The 15,125-nt window shown below is 47.5% G+C and carries 15 protein-coding genes; 8 read left to right on the top strand and 7 right to left on the bottom strand.

What is annotated here, in order from left to right:
- Positions 1 to 3: 3 nt before the first annotated feature.
- Entirely contained in the window at positions 4 to 2,553 is a 2,550-nt protein-coding gene (locus OU814_RS20510; protein ID WP_017287099.1) for an amino acid permease, read from the top strand.
- Positions 2,554 to 2,571: 18 nt separating this feature from the next.
- Here OU814_RS20510 and OU814_RS20515 read toward each other — a convergent pair whose 3' ends face one another.
- From OU814_RS20515 to leuC, 4 genes are all read right to left on the bottom strand, one after another.
- Positions 2,572 to 3,357 (bottom strand): class I SAM-dependent methyltransferase, encoded by a 786-nt coding sequence (locus OU814_RS20515; RefSeq protein ID WP_268241942.1) that lies wholly within the window; start codon positions 3,355 to 3,357, stop codon positions 2,572 to 2,574.
- An 87-nt stretch (positions 3,358 to 3,444) separates the two neighbouring features.
- On the bottom strand, positions 3,445 to 3,855 hold the full coding sequence (locus OU814_RS20520) for a DUF4279 domain-containing protein (protein WP_268241943.1): 411 nt from the start codon (positions 3,853 to 3,855) through the stop codon (positions 3,445 to 3,447).
- 61 nt (positions 3,856 to 3,916) lie between these two features.
- Positions 3,917 to 4,117 (bottom strand): hypothetical protein, encoded by a 201-nt coding sequence (locus OU814_RS20525; RefSeq protein ID WP_268241944.1) that lies wholly within the window; start codon positions 4,115 to 4,117, stop codon positions 3,917 to 3,919.
- Positions 4,117 to 5,520, bottom strand: coding sequence for a 3-isopropylmalate dehydratase large subunit (gene leuC, locus OU814_RS20530; RefSeq protein WP_268241945.1), 1,404 nt, complete (start codon positions 5,518 to 5,520; stop codon positions 4,117 to 4,119). Before leuC ends, OU814_RS20525 begins: the two co-directional genes overlap by 1 nt.
- Positions 5,521 to 5,667: 147 nt before the next feature.
- On the opposite strand from leuC, the gene OU814_RS20535 reads away from it, so the two are divergent.
- The 6 genes from OU814_RS20535 to OU814_RS20560 all read left to right on the top strand — a co-directional run bounded on the left by OU814_RS20535 (position 5,668) and on the right by OU814_RS20560 (position 12,720).
- The gene (locus OU814_RS20535; RefSeq protein WP_026148500.1) at positions 5,668 to 6,267 is read left to right on the top strand and encodes a hypothetical protein; all 600 of its coding nucleotides are present in this window, start codon (positions 5,668 to 5,670) and stop codon (positions 6,265 to 6,267) included.
- Between the two features lie 518 nt (positions 6,268 to 6,785).
- Positions 6,786 to 8,138, top strand: coding sequence for an FAD-binding oxidoreductase (locus tag OU814_RS20540; protein WP_268241946.1), 1,353 nt, complete (start codon positions 6,786 to 6,788; stop codon positions 8,136 to 8,138).
- Between the two features lie 180 nt (positions 8,139 to 8,318).
- Positions 8,319 to 8,489, top strand: coding sequence for a photosystem II assembly protein Psb34 (psb34, locus tag OU814_RS20545; RefSeq protein ID WP_017287107.1), 171 nt, complete (start codon positions 8,319 to 8,321; stop codon positions 8,487 to 8,489).
- Positions 8,490 to 8,692: 203 nt separating this feature from the next.
- Complete coding sequence (locus OU814_RS20550) at positions 8,693 to 10,639, top strand: tetratricopeptide repeat protein (protein WP_268241947.1); 1,947 nt, start codon at positions 8,693 to 8,695, stop codon at positions 10,637 to 10,639.
- 104 nt (positions 10,640 to 10,743) lie between these two features.
- Positions 10,744 to 11,634 carry an acetylglutamate kinase gene (argB, locus tag OU814_RS20555; protein ID WP_017287109.1) on the top strand — a complete coding sequence of 297 codons (891 nt, stop codon included), beginning with the start codon at positions 10,744 to 10,746 and terminating at the stop codon, positions 11,632 to 11,634.
- Positions 11,635 to 11,676: 42 nt separating this feature from the next.
- Positions 11,677 to 12,720 (top strand): alpha/beta hydrolase, encoded by a 1,044-nt coding sequence (locus OU814_RS20560; RefSeq protein ID WP_017287110.1) that lies wholly within the window; start codon positions 11,677 to 11,679, stop codon positions 12,718 to 12,720.
- A 6-nt stretch (positions 12,721 to 12,726) separates the two neighbouring features.
- On the opposite strand, the gene OU814_RS20565 is transcribed toward OU814_RS20560, so the two are convergent.
- The 3 genes from OU814_RS20565 to OU814_RS20575 form a co-directional block, all read right to left on the bottom strand.
- Entirely contained in the window at positions 12,727 to 12,939 is a 213-nt protein-coding gene (locus OU814_RS20565) for a hypothetical protein (RefSeq protein WP_268241948.1), read from the bottom strand.
- A 197-nt stretch (positions 12,940 to 13,136) separates the two neighbouring features.
- A complete protein-coding gene (locus OU814_RS20570; protein ID WP_268241949.1) occupies positions 13,137 to 13,412 on the bottom strand; it encodes a hypothetical protein in 276 nt (91 codons plus the stop codon).
- A 22-nt stretch (positions 13,413 to 13,434) separates the two neighbouring features.
- Positions 13,435 to 13,884, bottom strand: a complete 450-nt coding sequence (locus OU814_RS20575) for an IS110 family transposase (protein ID WP_326498324.1) — start codon at positions 13,882 to 13,884, stop codon at positions 13,435 to 13,437.
- 510 nt (positions 13,885 to 14,394) lie between these two features.
- Here OU814_RS20575 and OU814_RS20580 point away from each other — a divergent pair.
- Positions 14,395 to 15,096 carry a TIGR02466 family protein gene (locus OU814_RS20580; RefSeq protein WP_268241951.1) on the top strand — a complete coding sequence of 234 codons (702 nt, stop codon included), beginning with the start codon at positions 14,395 to 14,397 and terminating at the stop codon, positions 15,094 to 15,096.
- Positions 15,097 to 15,125 lie beyond the last annotated feature (29 nt).

Here is a 15,125-nt window from a genome sequence, read left to right on the forward strand (position 1 = left end):
TCTATGATATTCAGTTCCGAATCTTTTTCTCGGTGGAAGTTTGAGCCAATTTCAGCGAATCCTGGTTCGATCTTGCCTCCGATTCTGCCAAGAACGTTAACCTCGTTTGAAACTTTGGGATTCAGTTTAGGGGGAGTGCTGCTTTGGTTAGGAACTGCGCCAGCGATGCATGGAGCGCTTGGGATACAAGCTCTCTCAGTCTGGATCATCAGTACAATTGCAGGAGTGATGTTAAATCTGCAAGTGCGGCATCTGGGGCAAATCTATCCTGATGTTTCAGGTGGAACGCCGAACTATACGACTCGATTATTAAAGGCGTATCCAGCGATCGCTCAATATAGCGCGATCGGTTACTGGCTTGGATGGGTTTCCATTCCTCCGATGAATGCGATGATTTTGACGGATTTGATTCAGACAAATCTCGATCCCATCTCAATTCACATCCCAACGACTTTCTTCAGAGTTCTCTTTACGTTACTGCCCTACATCCTTGCGTTCAGCGGAACGAGAGCTTTGAGTATCCTGCACTCGTTTTTTGTGCTGCCTGCGATCGGACTGATCATTGCTTTTTGTGTGTTTGGATTCAGTTGGCTAACCTTCTTCGCGCACAACTCAACGATCGTGCCGATGCAAAGTGCAAGCTTTTCGCTGGAAGGTTGGATGAAATGGTATTTCATGGCAGTGTATGCCGTCTATGGGGCTGAAACGGGATCTTCATTTGTCGCAGATAGTCAGCGGCCTCGATCGACCTTGAATTTTATTGCAGGTGCTGCTGTTTTATTACCGCTTGTCTACATCGCTGGCTCTTGGATTATCAATCGTCTCAGTCCTACTGATGCCACCTCGACCTTTCTGGTTTTAGTGAATTCGGCGCAACCTTTCTGGGGAGATGCGGCTCCATTGCTGGTGACGATGTTAATTGCAAGCGGTGCTTTGCTGAGTTCTGCGACTGCTGTTTCTAATACGTCTCGAATTCTCTATCAGTTGGCACGCGATCGCTATATTGCTCCAGTTTTTGGGGTCGTTTCGCAGCGAGGAGTATTTGCACCTGCACTTTCTCTAACTCTGCTGTTTAGCTTGATATGCCTGGTCTGGGGAAATGTTGATCGAATCATCATGATCACAGGCACGGGCTATCTGATTGCGATGATCGCGTTCCATCTGGGAATGTGGCATCAGCGTAAGAGTCCAGAGTCTCTTTGGGCAAAAGCATCGCTCTTTTTCTTGTGCATTGAAGTCACGGCACTGATTGTCGGTGGAATGGCTTGGAGTTGGCAAGATTTACTTCTCGGGCTGTCGCTTCCTTTCATCGTTCGATTGCTCAGTTGGGGAATGCAGCAAGTTAAGTTTGCTCCATTTCAGTCTGAATGGTGGTTTCGGCTCTATCAACCCAAATTGCTTTCGGAACAAACAGATTTCCTCTCAACTCAGGTGATTTCGCTCCTAGTCATCATTGCTATGACGACGAGTATTAGCTGGTGGGTGAGATCAACATTAGATAATGTAGCAGCAAGCATTCAGTCTTCTCTGCTGATTTTGGTGCTACTCGTGGTGGCGTTCTTGGGAGTTGCGATCGCCTGTTGGAGCAGCTTACCGCAGGTTTTAGCCATTGATGAAGCAAGAGAAATGTCCGAGAAAACTCAGGCAGAACTTTCGATCAAAACTGAGAAGTTAGAATCGACTCTGCAAGACTTACAAAATGCTCAGTTACATATGGTGCAGAGCGAAAAGATGTCTGCACTGGGTCAAATGGTGGCAGGAGTAGCGCATGAGATCAACAATCCCGTGAATTTCATTCACGGTAATCTCTCCTATGTCAAAACTTCTACGCAAGACTTGCTCACTTTGGTTGAAACTTATCAGCAGACTTTTCCGAATCCCCCTGCTGTGATTCAGGATCAGCTAGATGAGATTGATCTGCCGTTTCTGACTGAAGATCTGACAAAGCTTTTGCAATCGATGCAAGTTGGGACGAACCGGATTCGGGAAATTGTTTTGTCGCTTCGCAACTTCTCCCGATTAGATGAAGCTGAATACAAAGCAGTCGATGTGCATGAAGGGATTGAGAATACGCTGCTGATTTTACGCCATCGGTTACAAGCTACGACAAAGCATCCAGCGATTCAAATTACTAGGGAATACGGTGATTTGCCACTGGTTGAATGCTACGCAGGGCAACTCAATCAGGTCGTCATGAATCTGTTGAGTAATGCGATCGATGCGTTAGAAGAGGTGAATCACGATCGAACCTATGAGGAGATTGAGAAGAATCCGAGTACGATTCGCATCCGGACGGAGGTGACTGAGAAAAACTTCGTCAAAATTATGATTGCGGACAATGGGCAAGGCGTTCCAGAAAGTGTACGGTCTTCTTTGTTTAATCCGTTTTTTACGACGAAACCTGTTGGAAAAGGAACCGGGTTAGGACTTTCAATTAGCTATCAAATCATTGCGGAGCGGCACAGAGGTAGGCTTTACTATGATTCAACGTTTGGAACGGGGACACAGTTTGTGATCGAAATTCCAGTGTTGCAACCTGATGTCTTGACATAACGCTCTGAAGTTGAGAGTTCAAGCGCGGTTAGCGATCACGTAGTAGATCAGTTCTTCGTGCCAAATACCTTGATCGGTGGCGAGTGATGCGATCTCACGATCGTAACTTGCTTTAATTTGCTCAAGGATTGCTGGGTCTACTTGAGGTAGCGGATTATCAATGTGCAGCCAGAATTTTCCGCTCCATCGGCTTTGGGCTTGTTCGACTGTTAGATATTTTCCAAGCTGGTGTGGATGGATTTCGATGGAATGAAAGCCGATCGATCCGAGTAAGTTCTGAATTCGCTCAGGGGTTCCAAGCAAGTAATGCAGGTTTGGCAGGGTGACACCATGAGCGGCACAGGATTCTACGATCGTATCTACAAGGTAGGAGTTCTCAGAGGAGCAGCTAAAAGCAATGAAGCCATTAGGTTTGAGAAAGTAATACCAGTTTTGCAAAAGTTTGGAGATGTTGGGGAAAAGCACGATCGCAAACGAACAGTAGATGGCATCAAATTGCTCTGGTTCAGCTTGGTAAGCTTCGACATCAATTTCAAGCAATTGAATGTTAGTAAGGCGTTCTGCGGTGATTTTCTGTTGGGCAATTTTGAGAAGTTCTGCGGCAATGTCGATTCCGATAACAGATTTGACGTGTTTGGCAGCAGCGATCGCAATGTTACCTGTTCCAGTCGCAACATCTAAGACCGCATAATCAGGATGCAATGGAGTGTAGCTTAGTAAACGGACTGCGCGACTATAAGTGAGTTCATTATCATAGTCAGTCCTAGCATTGTAAAAATCGGCAACTTGCTTTTGATAATTCATATTTGCAGATGTGAAAGGTTCTCATTGCTAGGTATGAATTGACTTTGCATTGTATTGCCTGACATCGTTAAGGTTTGAAATAGCATCTTAGCTTTTGCTTGATGCTCCTTCTAGTTGAGACTGGGGTTGAACTGAGTTTGGTTCAACGTAATCATCAAGCATGATTAGAATTGAAACCTCGATCGACAACTGAGCTTCAGCAGCAGCAATCACCAATTCAGTTGGCAGTGAAAATCCGCCCTGATCTTCTTCTCGAATCGTGCTGATATATAACTCCGCGCGGCAGCTTGAACGATCGAGTGTTGCGATCGCAGGTGCAAGTTGTTTCAACTGAGTTGCAGCATTCTGGAGAGATTCGCCATCTTGAATCGCTGCTAAATCTAACTGCCAGAGATCGACGGGTTGTACTCTCCGTTTAGAAACACGATCGCCCTGCCGCAAACTTCGTGTTGGCTCAATCCCAAACGTCTGAGTGAGATGTTCCGCTGGGGGCAACATCCCTGACAATCTTAAGGAGACTTCAATTGTACTCATCGGCAAAGTGTTGAGGGATGACTCATCATAGCTCAAGAAACTCATCAGCTAATTCGAGCAATTCTTCATAAGTAAAATTATCTGCACCTCCTCGACCCTCAGATCGTTTGACATCCTCAATGTATTTGCCAAATTCTCGACGCTGCGACGAGTTCATTCCTATTTGCTGTGCAACCGAATCGACCATTTGACGATCGTTTCGGTTTGCACCTCGTCCTCGCTCCATTACATCAACTCACGCACATCGGTCACTTTTCCTGTGACTGCTGCTGCAACAACCATTGCGGGACTCATGAGTAAAGTACGACCCGATGCTGAACCTTGCCGCCCTTTGAAGTTGCGATTGGAAGAAGATGCGCTGAGTTGCCGACCTTCTAATTTGTCAGGATTCATTGCGAGACACATTGAGCAACCCGGTTCACGCCACTCGAACCCAGCTTCGACGAAAATACGATCGAGTCCTTCTTTCTCAGCTTGAACTTTTACCCGCTCTGATCCCGGCACAACAAAAGCCTTTACGCCTGCTGCAACTTGTCGCCCTTGAGCAACTTTTGCCGCTTCTCGCAGGTCAGAAATGCGCCCGTTTGTGCAGCTTCCAATAAAGCAGACATCAACTTTGGTTCCTTGCAGCGGTTCACCCGGCTTCAAGTCCATATATTGATAAGCTTCAAGCGCGATCGCTCGTTCATCTTCTGGCATCGTATCTGGAGTAGGAACGGGATCGCTAATGCCAATTCCCTGCCCCGGTGTGATACCCCAAGTTACAGTTGGAGCAATGTCAGCCGCGTCGAAAACTACAACATCATCGAAAACAGCATCGGCATCGCTACGGAGACTATTCCACCATGCGATCGCTTGATCCCATGCTTCGCCTTTGGGTGCGAAATCTCGACCGTTGAGATAGTCATAGGTAACTTGATCCGGATTGACATATCCGCATCGTGCGCCTCCTTCGATCGACATATTGCAAACGGTCATGCGTTCTTCCATACTCATTTGCTCGAACGTGGTGCCAGCAAATTCGTAAGCGTAGCCCACGCCGCCTTTCACCCCAAGTTTACGAATGATGTGCAAGATGACATCTTTGGCAAACACGCCAGGATTGAGCTTGCCGTTGACTTCGATTTTTCTGACTTTCAGTTTGGACAACGCCAAGGTTTGAGAAGCTAGCACGTCGCGGACTTGACTGGTTCCGATCCCAAATGCGATCGCGCCGAATGCTCCATGTGTCGAAGTATGGCTATCTCCACATGCGATCGTCATTCCAGGTTGAGTAAGTCCCTGCTCCGGTGCAATCACATGTACAATTCCCTGCCTGCCAGAACCGACCGGATAGAAGCGAATGTTATTCGCAGCGGTGTTTTTTTCAAGCTCCTGCAACATTTCTTCTGCCATCGAATCGGCGAAGGGGCGCGCTAAGTCGTCGGTTGGGATGATGTGATCAACGGTGGCAACGGTGCGATCGGGGAATAAAACGGATAAACCGCGTTCTCGCAGCATTGAAAATGCTTGAGGACTGGTCACTTCATGAATGAGATGGAGTCCGATAAAAAGCTGAGTTTGACCCGACGGTAAAATTCCGACCGTATGTAAGTCCCAAACTTTATCGAACAGTGTTCCAGTACTCATGATGGTTTTGTGGTGGCGTATACAAGCAGGAATTTATCTTATCGTACTGATGTGGAGACTGGGGAGGCGAAAGCTAAAAACAATCAAGTTTGTAGTACAAAAACTCGCATAGCGGTAAAATGCCTGTGAATGCTTGAGGAGTCGATCATGCGATTAGGAAAGATTGTTAAATCGAATTCACACTGCGATTATGTGGTGCAGGTGGACGATAGCCTGGATTTTATCGATGCGCCTTCTCCCGATGATTACGGCTTTGGCACATTTGTCAAATTGGAAGACGATCGCCATTGGGCAGTCGGGATCGTCTACAATTCTCAGCTCTTTAATCCGCTATTTCTCAATACGGGCATTCGCTTGACGAGTGAGCCTGATCCTATGTTTACGCCTGACCAAGTTCAGGAAGTCCGAACGTTGTTGTGGACGGTTTTAGTGGGGGAATTGAATACGCGTTCGGGTAAACCGTATGGGGTTCAAGGAATTCCGCGCGTTGTGGTTCCGGTGAATACGCCAGTGCGGAGGATGACCTGGGAGGAGATTTATCACTTTCATCTGAATGAAGAAGGTCGATCGCAGTTTTGTTACTACAGCCATTTGCTGAACTGTGGGGGCACGTTTTCGACTCAGTTGACGCATCAGGTTTTAGAGGAGCTGATTGAGAAGCAACTTTTTAAGGGAGCCGAAGAACGGGCGTTGATTGTGCTTTGTCGAGAGCTAGCTTGGAAAAATACAATGGGGGCGATGCGGTAGAAGTAGTGCTAGCCCTGTTGCTTCCAAATCGCTTTGGGATTGACTGAATTGAGGGAGATGCAGCGGCGATTCATTGGTTCGATGACAGTCATTTGGGTCTAATTCATCGGAGCTTGGCAAATCGCGATCGATAACAGTTCTGCTCAAAGTTGTACGGCTTCTCTCTGTTGCTAAAAATGGGCGAGGAAGCGAAGGGTAGATAGTAATCTTGACCAGTGCTGTTGATCTCATAACGCAGAACGAACAATGCTACTAGAACATCCCTTGAACTGTCCCGAAACAGTCCTGATTTAATCAATCAACTACTTTTCTCTGACGCTTAGGCTTTCGCGTATATAGAACTCTCAAAGCTTTGCCTTCAGATGATTTCTGTATACCAAATCTTTTTTACCCTATTTGGCTGAACTGCTCTACTGGCAAATCTCTCGTCATCCAAACTCCAAAATGGATTGTCTCATACGAATTTCCCTGCAAAATCCCTTTATAGTCGAAACAGCAGATAATTCAGGAATTTGGCGATGACCACCACGACTCCGAATGCGATCGCATCGGTTCTCAGCGATTTAGCTGGACTTGATATTATTACCGACGCAACCCAAGTTGCAAAGCTCTCTCACGATTACTACCACTTTAGCCCTGTCTTACAACCGCAATTGCAGGACAAATTTGGCGATGCGGTTGTTCGTCCGGTAAATGAAGCGGAAGTACTCAAAATTGCTCAAGCCTGCGTGCGTCACAAAGTACCTTTGACCGTGCGGGGAGCCGGAACGGGTAACTATGGGCAATGCATTCCACTTGAAGGCGGGGTGATCCTCGATATTACGAAAATGACGGCAGTCAAGTGGATGAAACCTGGCGTGGTGCGTGTCGAAGCGGGTGCAAAACTTGCTGCATTAGATAAGCAAACCCGCGAAATCGGCTGGGAAATTCGCATGGCTCCCTCGACGTATCGAACTGCGACGATCGGTGGATTCATTGGTGGCGGCAGCGGGGGCATTGGCTCAGTTACGTATGGGCAATTACGCGATCGTGGCAATCTCCTTGCCGTTCGAGTAGTCACGATGGAAGACGAGCCGCGGATTCTTGAACTACGCGGCGATGACGTTTACAAAGTCGCTCATGCTTATGGAACGAATGGGATTATCACCGAATTAGAAATTCCCTTGGCTCCGGCTTATCCCTGGTCAGAAATTATCGTCAATTTTCCCGATTTTATGAGTGCGGCGCGGTTTGGGCAAGCGCTCAGTGATGCAGACGGCATGATCAAAAAGCTGGTCTGCATTTGTCCCGATCCGATTCCTCAATACTTTGCTGCACTGAAAAGTTATATTCCTGCCGGAAAACACGCTGCTTTGTTAATGGTTTCTGAGACTTGTTTAGAGCCACTTGCCGAATTCGTCAAAGAATTTTCCGGCGAAATCACGTATCAAAAACCGGCTCAAGAAGCAGGAAAAGGGATTGCCCTGGCTGAATATACTTGGAACCATACAACCCTACATGCGCGCAGCGTCGATCCGACGATTACTTATCTACAAACCCTCTTCCCCGACGACAAGAACTTGTCTTTGCTTGAGGAAATGTATCACCACTACGGGGATGAAGTCATGTTTCATCTGGAATTTCTCAGATATGGAGGCAAAGCCCGCCCCGCTTCGTTGCAATTGGTTCGCTATACAACCGAGGAGCGCCTGAACGACATCATTCGAGATCACGAATCGAAAGGCGCATTTATTTTTAATCCGCACACCTATTTAATTGAAGATGGCGGGATGAAAATGGTGGATCTCGCACAACTGCAATTCAAAGAGCAAGTCGATCCATATGGCTTATTAAATCCAGGGAAAATGCGGGCATGGCTTGAACGATCGTAAGCGGCGTTGCGACTGCGCTGAATGATTGTAACCATTGCGCTGTCTGGTTTCAGCCGCAAAATGGGCTGACGCGCAGTCAGAATTAACTCTCGTAACGAATATTAAATCTTCCTGCTGAAGGTATATGGCATTTACCATAACTTTGCTAAAGTTAACAAAACACTAAGGGGAAATTGACCCATGCGATATGTCAAAGAAGAGAGTGGATTGCTGAATAATTTTGCGATCGAGCCGAAAATGTACGAAGCCGAACCGCCGACCCAAAATCAGAAACGCAATTACATTTTTCTTGGAATCGCTGCCGTAGTCTTGATTGGTGGATTGGTTGCTGTCGCCGCTGCCGTTTCCTAAACAAAAATTCGCTCTACAGTAGATTTAAACGAACCAGGTCGCTTACCTTAGTAGGTAACCTGGTTTTTTCGTAGGATTTTTCTTGGGACAATCCATAAATTTACGTAAACCTCAGTTTCATCCTGAACATCGGTCAGATTCGACGAAGAGATTTAATATCATCTCGTCTATACTGCGCTTGACAAGCGATTCTTGAAATGCTGATGTCTGTCATTGATCGTCACCCCCTCGCTCAAGATATTCCTGTGAACGAGATCGTCTCTCAGGCTGCTCCCAGTCTGAACCAACAGATCTATCTGCGCCTACGGATGGCGTTAAGTCTAAATTTGCGCCGTCAAATTCTGATGGTCGTTTGTGATGATGCTGCCTTACGTAGTCAATTGGCTACACAGCTTCAGGCTGAGCTTGCTCAAGAGACGCCTGACACCTCGCTCGTCAGTCTAGACCTCGATTTAGAAAATCCTGATATTCTGGCGCATGTCCAAGCGGGGATGCCCAATTATCAAATCACGGGCATCGATCGCTTAACGCGCCAGCCTGTTCATATTCAAAGAACATTTCTCGATTCGCTGTCTGCGATCGCGCTGCAACTGCCCAAACTCGACTTCAATCTGGTTCTTTGGCTGACGCGTCCTTGGTGTCGCTCGATTCAGCAAACTGTGCCCAACTTCTGGCAATGGCATACGGGTTTATTTGAGTTTGAAGGTGATCCGTTCGGAGATAATTCGGTACAAATTCCGCCGCCTGCAACTGCGCCAACTAACGGACATCGCAAAATTAAGCTGGATAATGAACTTTCAGATTTCGTGCTGGCTTCAGTCATGCAGACGATCCATCTTGAGGATCAAGCATCGATTGGCGATATCTTGCAGACGAATCATCCTAATGCGAAACCGCTACAATTCTTGCAGCAGATTGAAGATCTGCATCAACAACGGGCTTCAGCTGCGACGATCGCTCAGTTATATCGCGATCTCGGAGACTGGTATCGTGATCGCCTCGATCCGGTGCGTCCCAGTTCTGGGGATTTAACGATCGTGATTCGCGCCTATGAGCAAACCCTGAAACTGATCGACATGAAATCTGAGCAAGTGCCCGATTTGCTCAATGACATCGCCAATTTGTATTGGATCAAAGCTCGCTCTGGAGAGGGTGCTGTCGAAACGAATTTAGAGAAAGCCTTGAAAGCTTATCAATTCGCGATTGATCGCACTGATCCGGCGATTCAGCCGCAGACCTATGCGATGATTCAGAACAATCTCGGTTCGGTTTACAGCGACTTAGCAGGTCTGCGATCGCCCGAAGAAAATCTGCAACATGCGATCGCGGCATACAAAGCCTCGATTGAACATCGCCCCTTTGACACTGATCCGGCTCGCTACGCCGCGACTCAAAACAATTTAGGAACCGCGTATTGGAACTTGGCGCAGCATCGTATGCCCATGTTTAACCTGCAATCTGCTGTCTTGGCATATAACGAAGCCCTGCGCTATTACACTCCAGAGCGTGAGCCGATGCACTACGCGATGCTGCAAAACAATTTAGGGACTGCCTATTGGAATCTTTCCCGCTGCGATCAAGCGGTTCAAGAGTTAGCGATGGCAGAAGACTTTTTGCACTTAGCGATCGGGGCTTACCGAGTAGCGCTGATTTATCGCACCCTAGAGGCGGCTCCTAGCGCTTATGCCGCGACTCAAAATAATCTCGGCACTGCCTACTGGCACTTAGCAAATCAAGACACGACGCATTATGACGATCAGGCAACCTACATGCTTTGCGCGATCGATGCGTATCAAGAATCCCTGAGTGCAGTGCAATATTTAACTGCAAATCTCTCTTACGCGCCGACCCTCAGCTTCGATCTGTCGGCAACGCATCATCATATTGGGCTGGCTTACTATCAAATGGCGACTGATCAACGTGCCAGCCTTGAGACGAAAGAGCGATCGCAATTTCTGCATCATGCGCTCAAACATCAGGTTCGAGCGGCTCAAGGCTGGCAAGAGCAGCCGGACTTCCAACCGAGTGCGGTTGGGCAGTTGAGTCAAATCGTCAAAGGCATCTACGAGCGTGAAGGGATTCAGGGGCAGACGCAAGCCTTATCGCAAATTCCGCCCACATTTTTACCCCAAGTGATGCGAGAGCTTTAGGACAAATTCTTAAGTTGTCTAGAAGAGTAATTTAGATAACAATTTGTAGGTGTTATAGTGCGCGATCGTTAAATAACGCACGATTACCCCCACAGATCAGTTCTATGCTCCAAGACAGCGAACAGTTTGAAACCGCCGATACCCGAGTCCGCATTCTCAGCGAAGCTCTGCCCTATATTCAGCAATTTGCAGGACGGACGATCGTTGTGAAGTACGGCGGAGCCGCGATGAAAGAAGGCGCGCTCAAAGAGAAAGTCATCCGGGATGTTGTCTTTATGGCTTGTGTCGGATTACGTCCGATTCTCGTTCACGGGGGTGGCCCTGAAATCAATTCTTGGCTGAATAAATTAGGGATTGAAGCTCAGTTTAAGAATGGACTGCGTGTGACCGATGCGGCAACAATGGATGTGGTCGAAATGGTCTTGGTCGGTCGCGTCAATAAAGAGATTGTGTCTTTGATCAATCAGGCTGGCGGTTCTGCGGTTGGACTGTGTGGCAAAGATGCGGGGCTATTTGAAGCGCGTCCTGCTGATGAGGAAGGGATTGGATTTGTGGGAGAAGTAACCCGAGTCAATCCTCAAATTCTTAATTCGCTCGTGAACAATGGTCATATTCCGGTGGTGTCCAGTGTGGCAGCGGATGAGTTTGGGCAGGCATACAATATCAATGCGGATACTGTCGCCGGGGAGATTGCAGCAGCCCTCGGAGCTGAGAAACTGATTTTACTGACGGATACTGCTGGAATTCTGCGCGATTACAAAGACCCATCGACCTTGATTCCGCGATTGAATATTCAGACGGCGAGAAAGCTGATCGATGAAGGCATTGTTTCGGGCGGGATGATTCCGAAAGTCAATTGCTGTGTGCGATCGCTGGCTCAAGGTGTGAAAGCTGCTCATATCGTGGATGGACGGATGCCGCACTCGCTGCTATTGGAGATTTTTACCGATACGGGAACGGGTTCGATGATTGTGGGTTCAGAATTTGCGCCGTAAAGTCGGGCACTCTGGATTTATCTGCCTTTACTGGTCTGCACCATGCCTAGAAACTTTTTTACTCAAATCGGTTACTCGATCGCTGCAAATTCTCTGCCTCAGCGCACGAAGTTTCAGGAGGATCGACTACCGATAAAAAATGATGGCTGTCGATCGCAGTTTCTCTTACATCCCGCTCCGACGACGAAAGTCTGTCTGTTTTTTCACGGTTTTACGGCTGCGCCTTATCAGTTTTTACCAATGGCGCGGGTGTTTTACCAGGCGGGCTATAACGTGATCATTCCGCGATTGCCTGGGCATGGGCAGGCGGGCGACTGGAACGGCAAGAATCCACCCCCGTTGCCAACGAATGTAGAGACTTACAAGAATTTTGCGCTGGAGTGGTTCCGGCAGGCTCAGGGGCTAGGCGATAGAGTTGTGGTGGGCGGATTGTCGGGTGGGGGGACGCTTGCAGCGTGGCTGGCTCTGGAAAAAGCGAGTCAAATCGATCGTGCTTTACTTTTTGCTGCTTATCTTAGTAGTAGTAACAAAGTGATTGATCTATTTGTCAAAACGTTCAATACCTATTTTGAATGGCAGAGTGATGAGCCTGGAGAGCCGATCGGGTACAAAGGGTTTACTTTTCCAGATCTAAGAGTCTTTCTCGATTTAGGGAGTGAGGTGCTAAAACGGTCGAAGTCGGCAGCGGCTCCTCCAATGTTTGTCGTCTCAACTGATGCGGATCGGGCAGTGAGCAATACGGATCACACAGTCTTGTTTGAGAATCTATTAGTCCGTCAGCCGAAAACTTGGTATTACAGATTCGATCGTGAGTTGAATATCCCTCACACGATGATGACGAAGGCAGAGGGCAATCAGTGGGAAAATCTGCTGAATGTGATGGCAAAAGCGTTTGTGCAGAGTGATTTGGCTTGGGCAGAGATCGAAGAAATTGCTTATCGAATGACTGAAGGTAAAACTTGTAAGCAAGCCGTTGCAGAGTTGAATCTCACGAGTAAAGCTTCTCCTGATTTACCGGCGTTGATGACGATGATCGACAAGCGTGAAATTGTGATCAAGCGCAATCCAACTTGGGGAAATGATTGATGTATTTCATTGAAACGGACGGAGAAAATAAAAGCGATCGCTCTCTTTGCGTCCAACAAATCCTGTTAGCGGGGAAGAAAGCTCAATCATAATGTCTCTTAATTGCTTCTCATCCAGTAATCGAGGTGGATTCGAGGCTTCATAATGTCCTTGGATGAATCCAACACTTAACTGTTGTGGCGCTTTTGCTTGAAGGACTTGAATAATTTTGGCTCGCACTTCGATATCTTCTTGAATGCGATCGAGATATCTATTAATTTTTTCATTTGAGTCTTCGCCAAAAGGCGATTAAAGCAAGCTTCTAGCCCAAATAGATTGACTGCTCTAGGATATTGAGCCTTTAGTGTTACTAATCGTTCTAATGTTTCAGGGCGCATAACATCATTTCTCCTTCAACTGCTGCTTTCTCGGCTGCATTAGTTAATCGACCAGCAACCAGCAACAAATAAAACTTTAACTGAACGCTCAAATTGAGCTTTCCCCAAATGAGTGTGACCTAAATTAATGAGCTGGGCAGCAACACCATTTGGTAAATTTTCGTGTTTGCTAGCTTTACACTCACCTACTAGGGGATAAGGAGCTTCGCAATAGATATCAATTCCTCCTGCACCCCCAGCAGCATTTAGATCAAGGCTAGCTTTGAGATTGTTTAGAGAGTTTTGAAATCCAAGTTCTACAAAGCTTCTTCTCACTAGTTTCTCAAAGCGATCGCCATCACTTGAATTCCCAGACTTGCCAATGCACCTCGACGACAAAGCGAAATGCCTCTGCTGGGGAACGCTCAAGTAACTCAGCCACCAGTTTGTGGCTCATCTGTCGTCGGTCTTCTGGGGCAATCAAGCCAAATTGATGCGCTTTCATGCGAATTTGATTCTGCACCGCCGAGCGCTGCTGCACCAGTTGCGATCTCGTTCGACTCAGCAGGCGACGCTGTTCCTGTTCTGGCGTGGGCACTCGGATGCCGCGCAAGCGTCCCGCTTCCAACTGGCTCGCTAATTTCTGGGCATCGCGTTTGTCCGTCTTAACGCGACTGTGCGCTGAGACTTCGACCGCCGCTGCATGGACAACGATGTTGTCGATCCCGTGCAACTTCAACACACGGTGCAACATATACCCAGAAAATCCGGCTTCGTAGGCACTGTGGAGAGTGGCTTCAGGAAAAATCGTAACAACTGTTGTGCTAGTTCCTCAGGCACGGCTGCCGTACTCCATTTCTTCACGACCGTTTGGTTGATCTGCACGACCACCACGTAGCGCTGCTTATGGACATCAATGCCGATATAAACCTGTTGCCCCTTGTATGATGAAATTGGTGTGGCGTTCAAGCTGGTTTTCAAGCTGTCCTCCTGGCTTGTTTTTGGTACTTTCAGGCTATTTCGGAGTGGGGCATCTTGGCTAGTGCGCCATACTATCCACCATAGGGACACTGAACTAGACTAACAGCCAATCGCAGTCCCTTCTTCAGTGGATTGAAACCCACTTCGCACAGTTAGCCCGAACTTCCAGTTCAGGGCGGGATGCAAACGAGAGCGACGATCTCCCAATTCATTTCACCTTACATGCAAGATTTCAGGAGGGGCAGCGCGATTGCACTGTCTCTTTACTCTTTGCAAAAGCACGATCGAGTGCGACACCTGCTACACTCGATCGCTGAAATCTTGAGAAAATGCACCAATGCCGATCGAAACTTGGTTCCCGCTTGCTATCTACTATGACGACTTACCCGATGCTTCAGAACATCAACAAGCATTGCTGGATGCAGTTATGCAATTAGAGCACCAGGGAGCCGAACCTCGCAATTATCCTGAAATGGCGTGGACAGGCGATTTACATGGAGTCGAACAGATTCACACTTATCCCGCTTTTTCCTGGATTGTCAAACAAGTTGAGTTGCATGTCGCCACGTATTTACAAGAAGTGGGAGTCGATTTAAGCAAAGTTGATCTCTATATTCAGCGGGCTTGGCCGATTATTTCACGTCCTGATCAAGGTGTCGGTGCACATTGCCACAATACAGCGCATGTGAGTGCGGTTTACTACATTAAAGTTCCAACTGGGGAAATGTCTGATCCTGGCAGTTTAGTGTTTTTCAACGATGCGCGAGTGAATGAAGTTAGCCCAGGTCTGGGAAGCGAAAATACAGATATTGTTGATGCGGATAACTATCTGAATCAACTGGATACAGCTTATGCCCCTGTAGAAGGACGGTTAATAATTTTTCCTGCAAAACAACGCCATGCAGTCACGATGAACGAGACCGATGAAGTGCGCGTTTCATTGTCGTTTGACATTGTGCTAACTGCCACTGGCAAAGCTGCGGGTGCATATGAATTTCTCACGCCCCCTCCGAATCAGTGGAGAAAGTTTTTTGCATAAGTTGAGCGATCGAGTCGTAGGCAAGAATG

Source organism: Leptolyngbya sp. GGD, assembly GCF_026735145.1.
Classification (GTDB): domain Bacteria; phylum Cyanobacteriota; class Cyanobacteriia; order Leptolyngbyales; family Leptolyngbyaceae; genus Leptolyngbya; species Leptolyngbya boryana.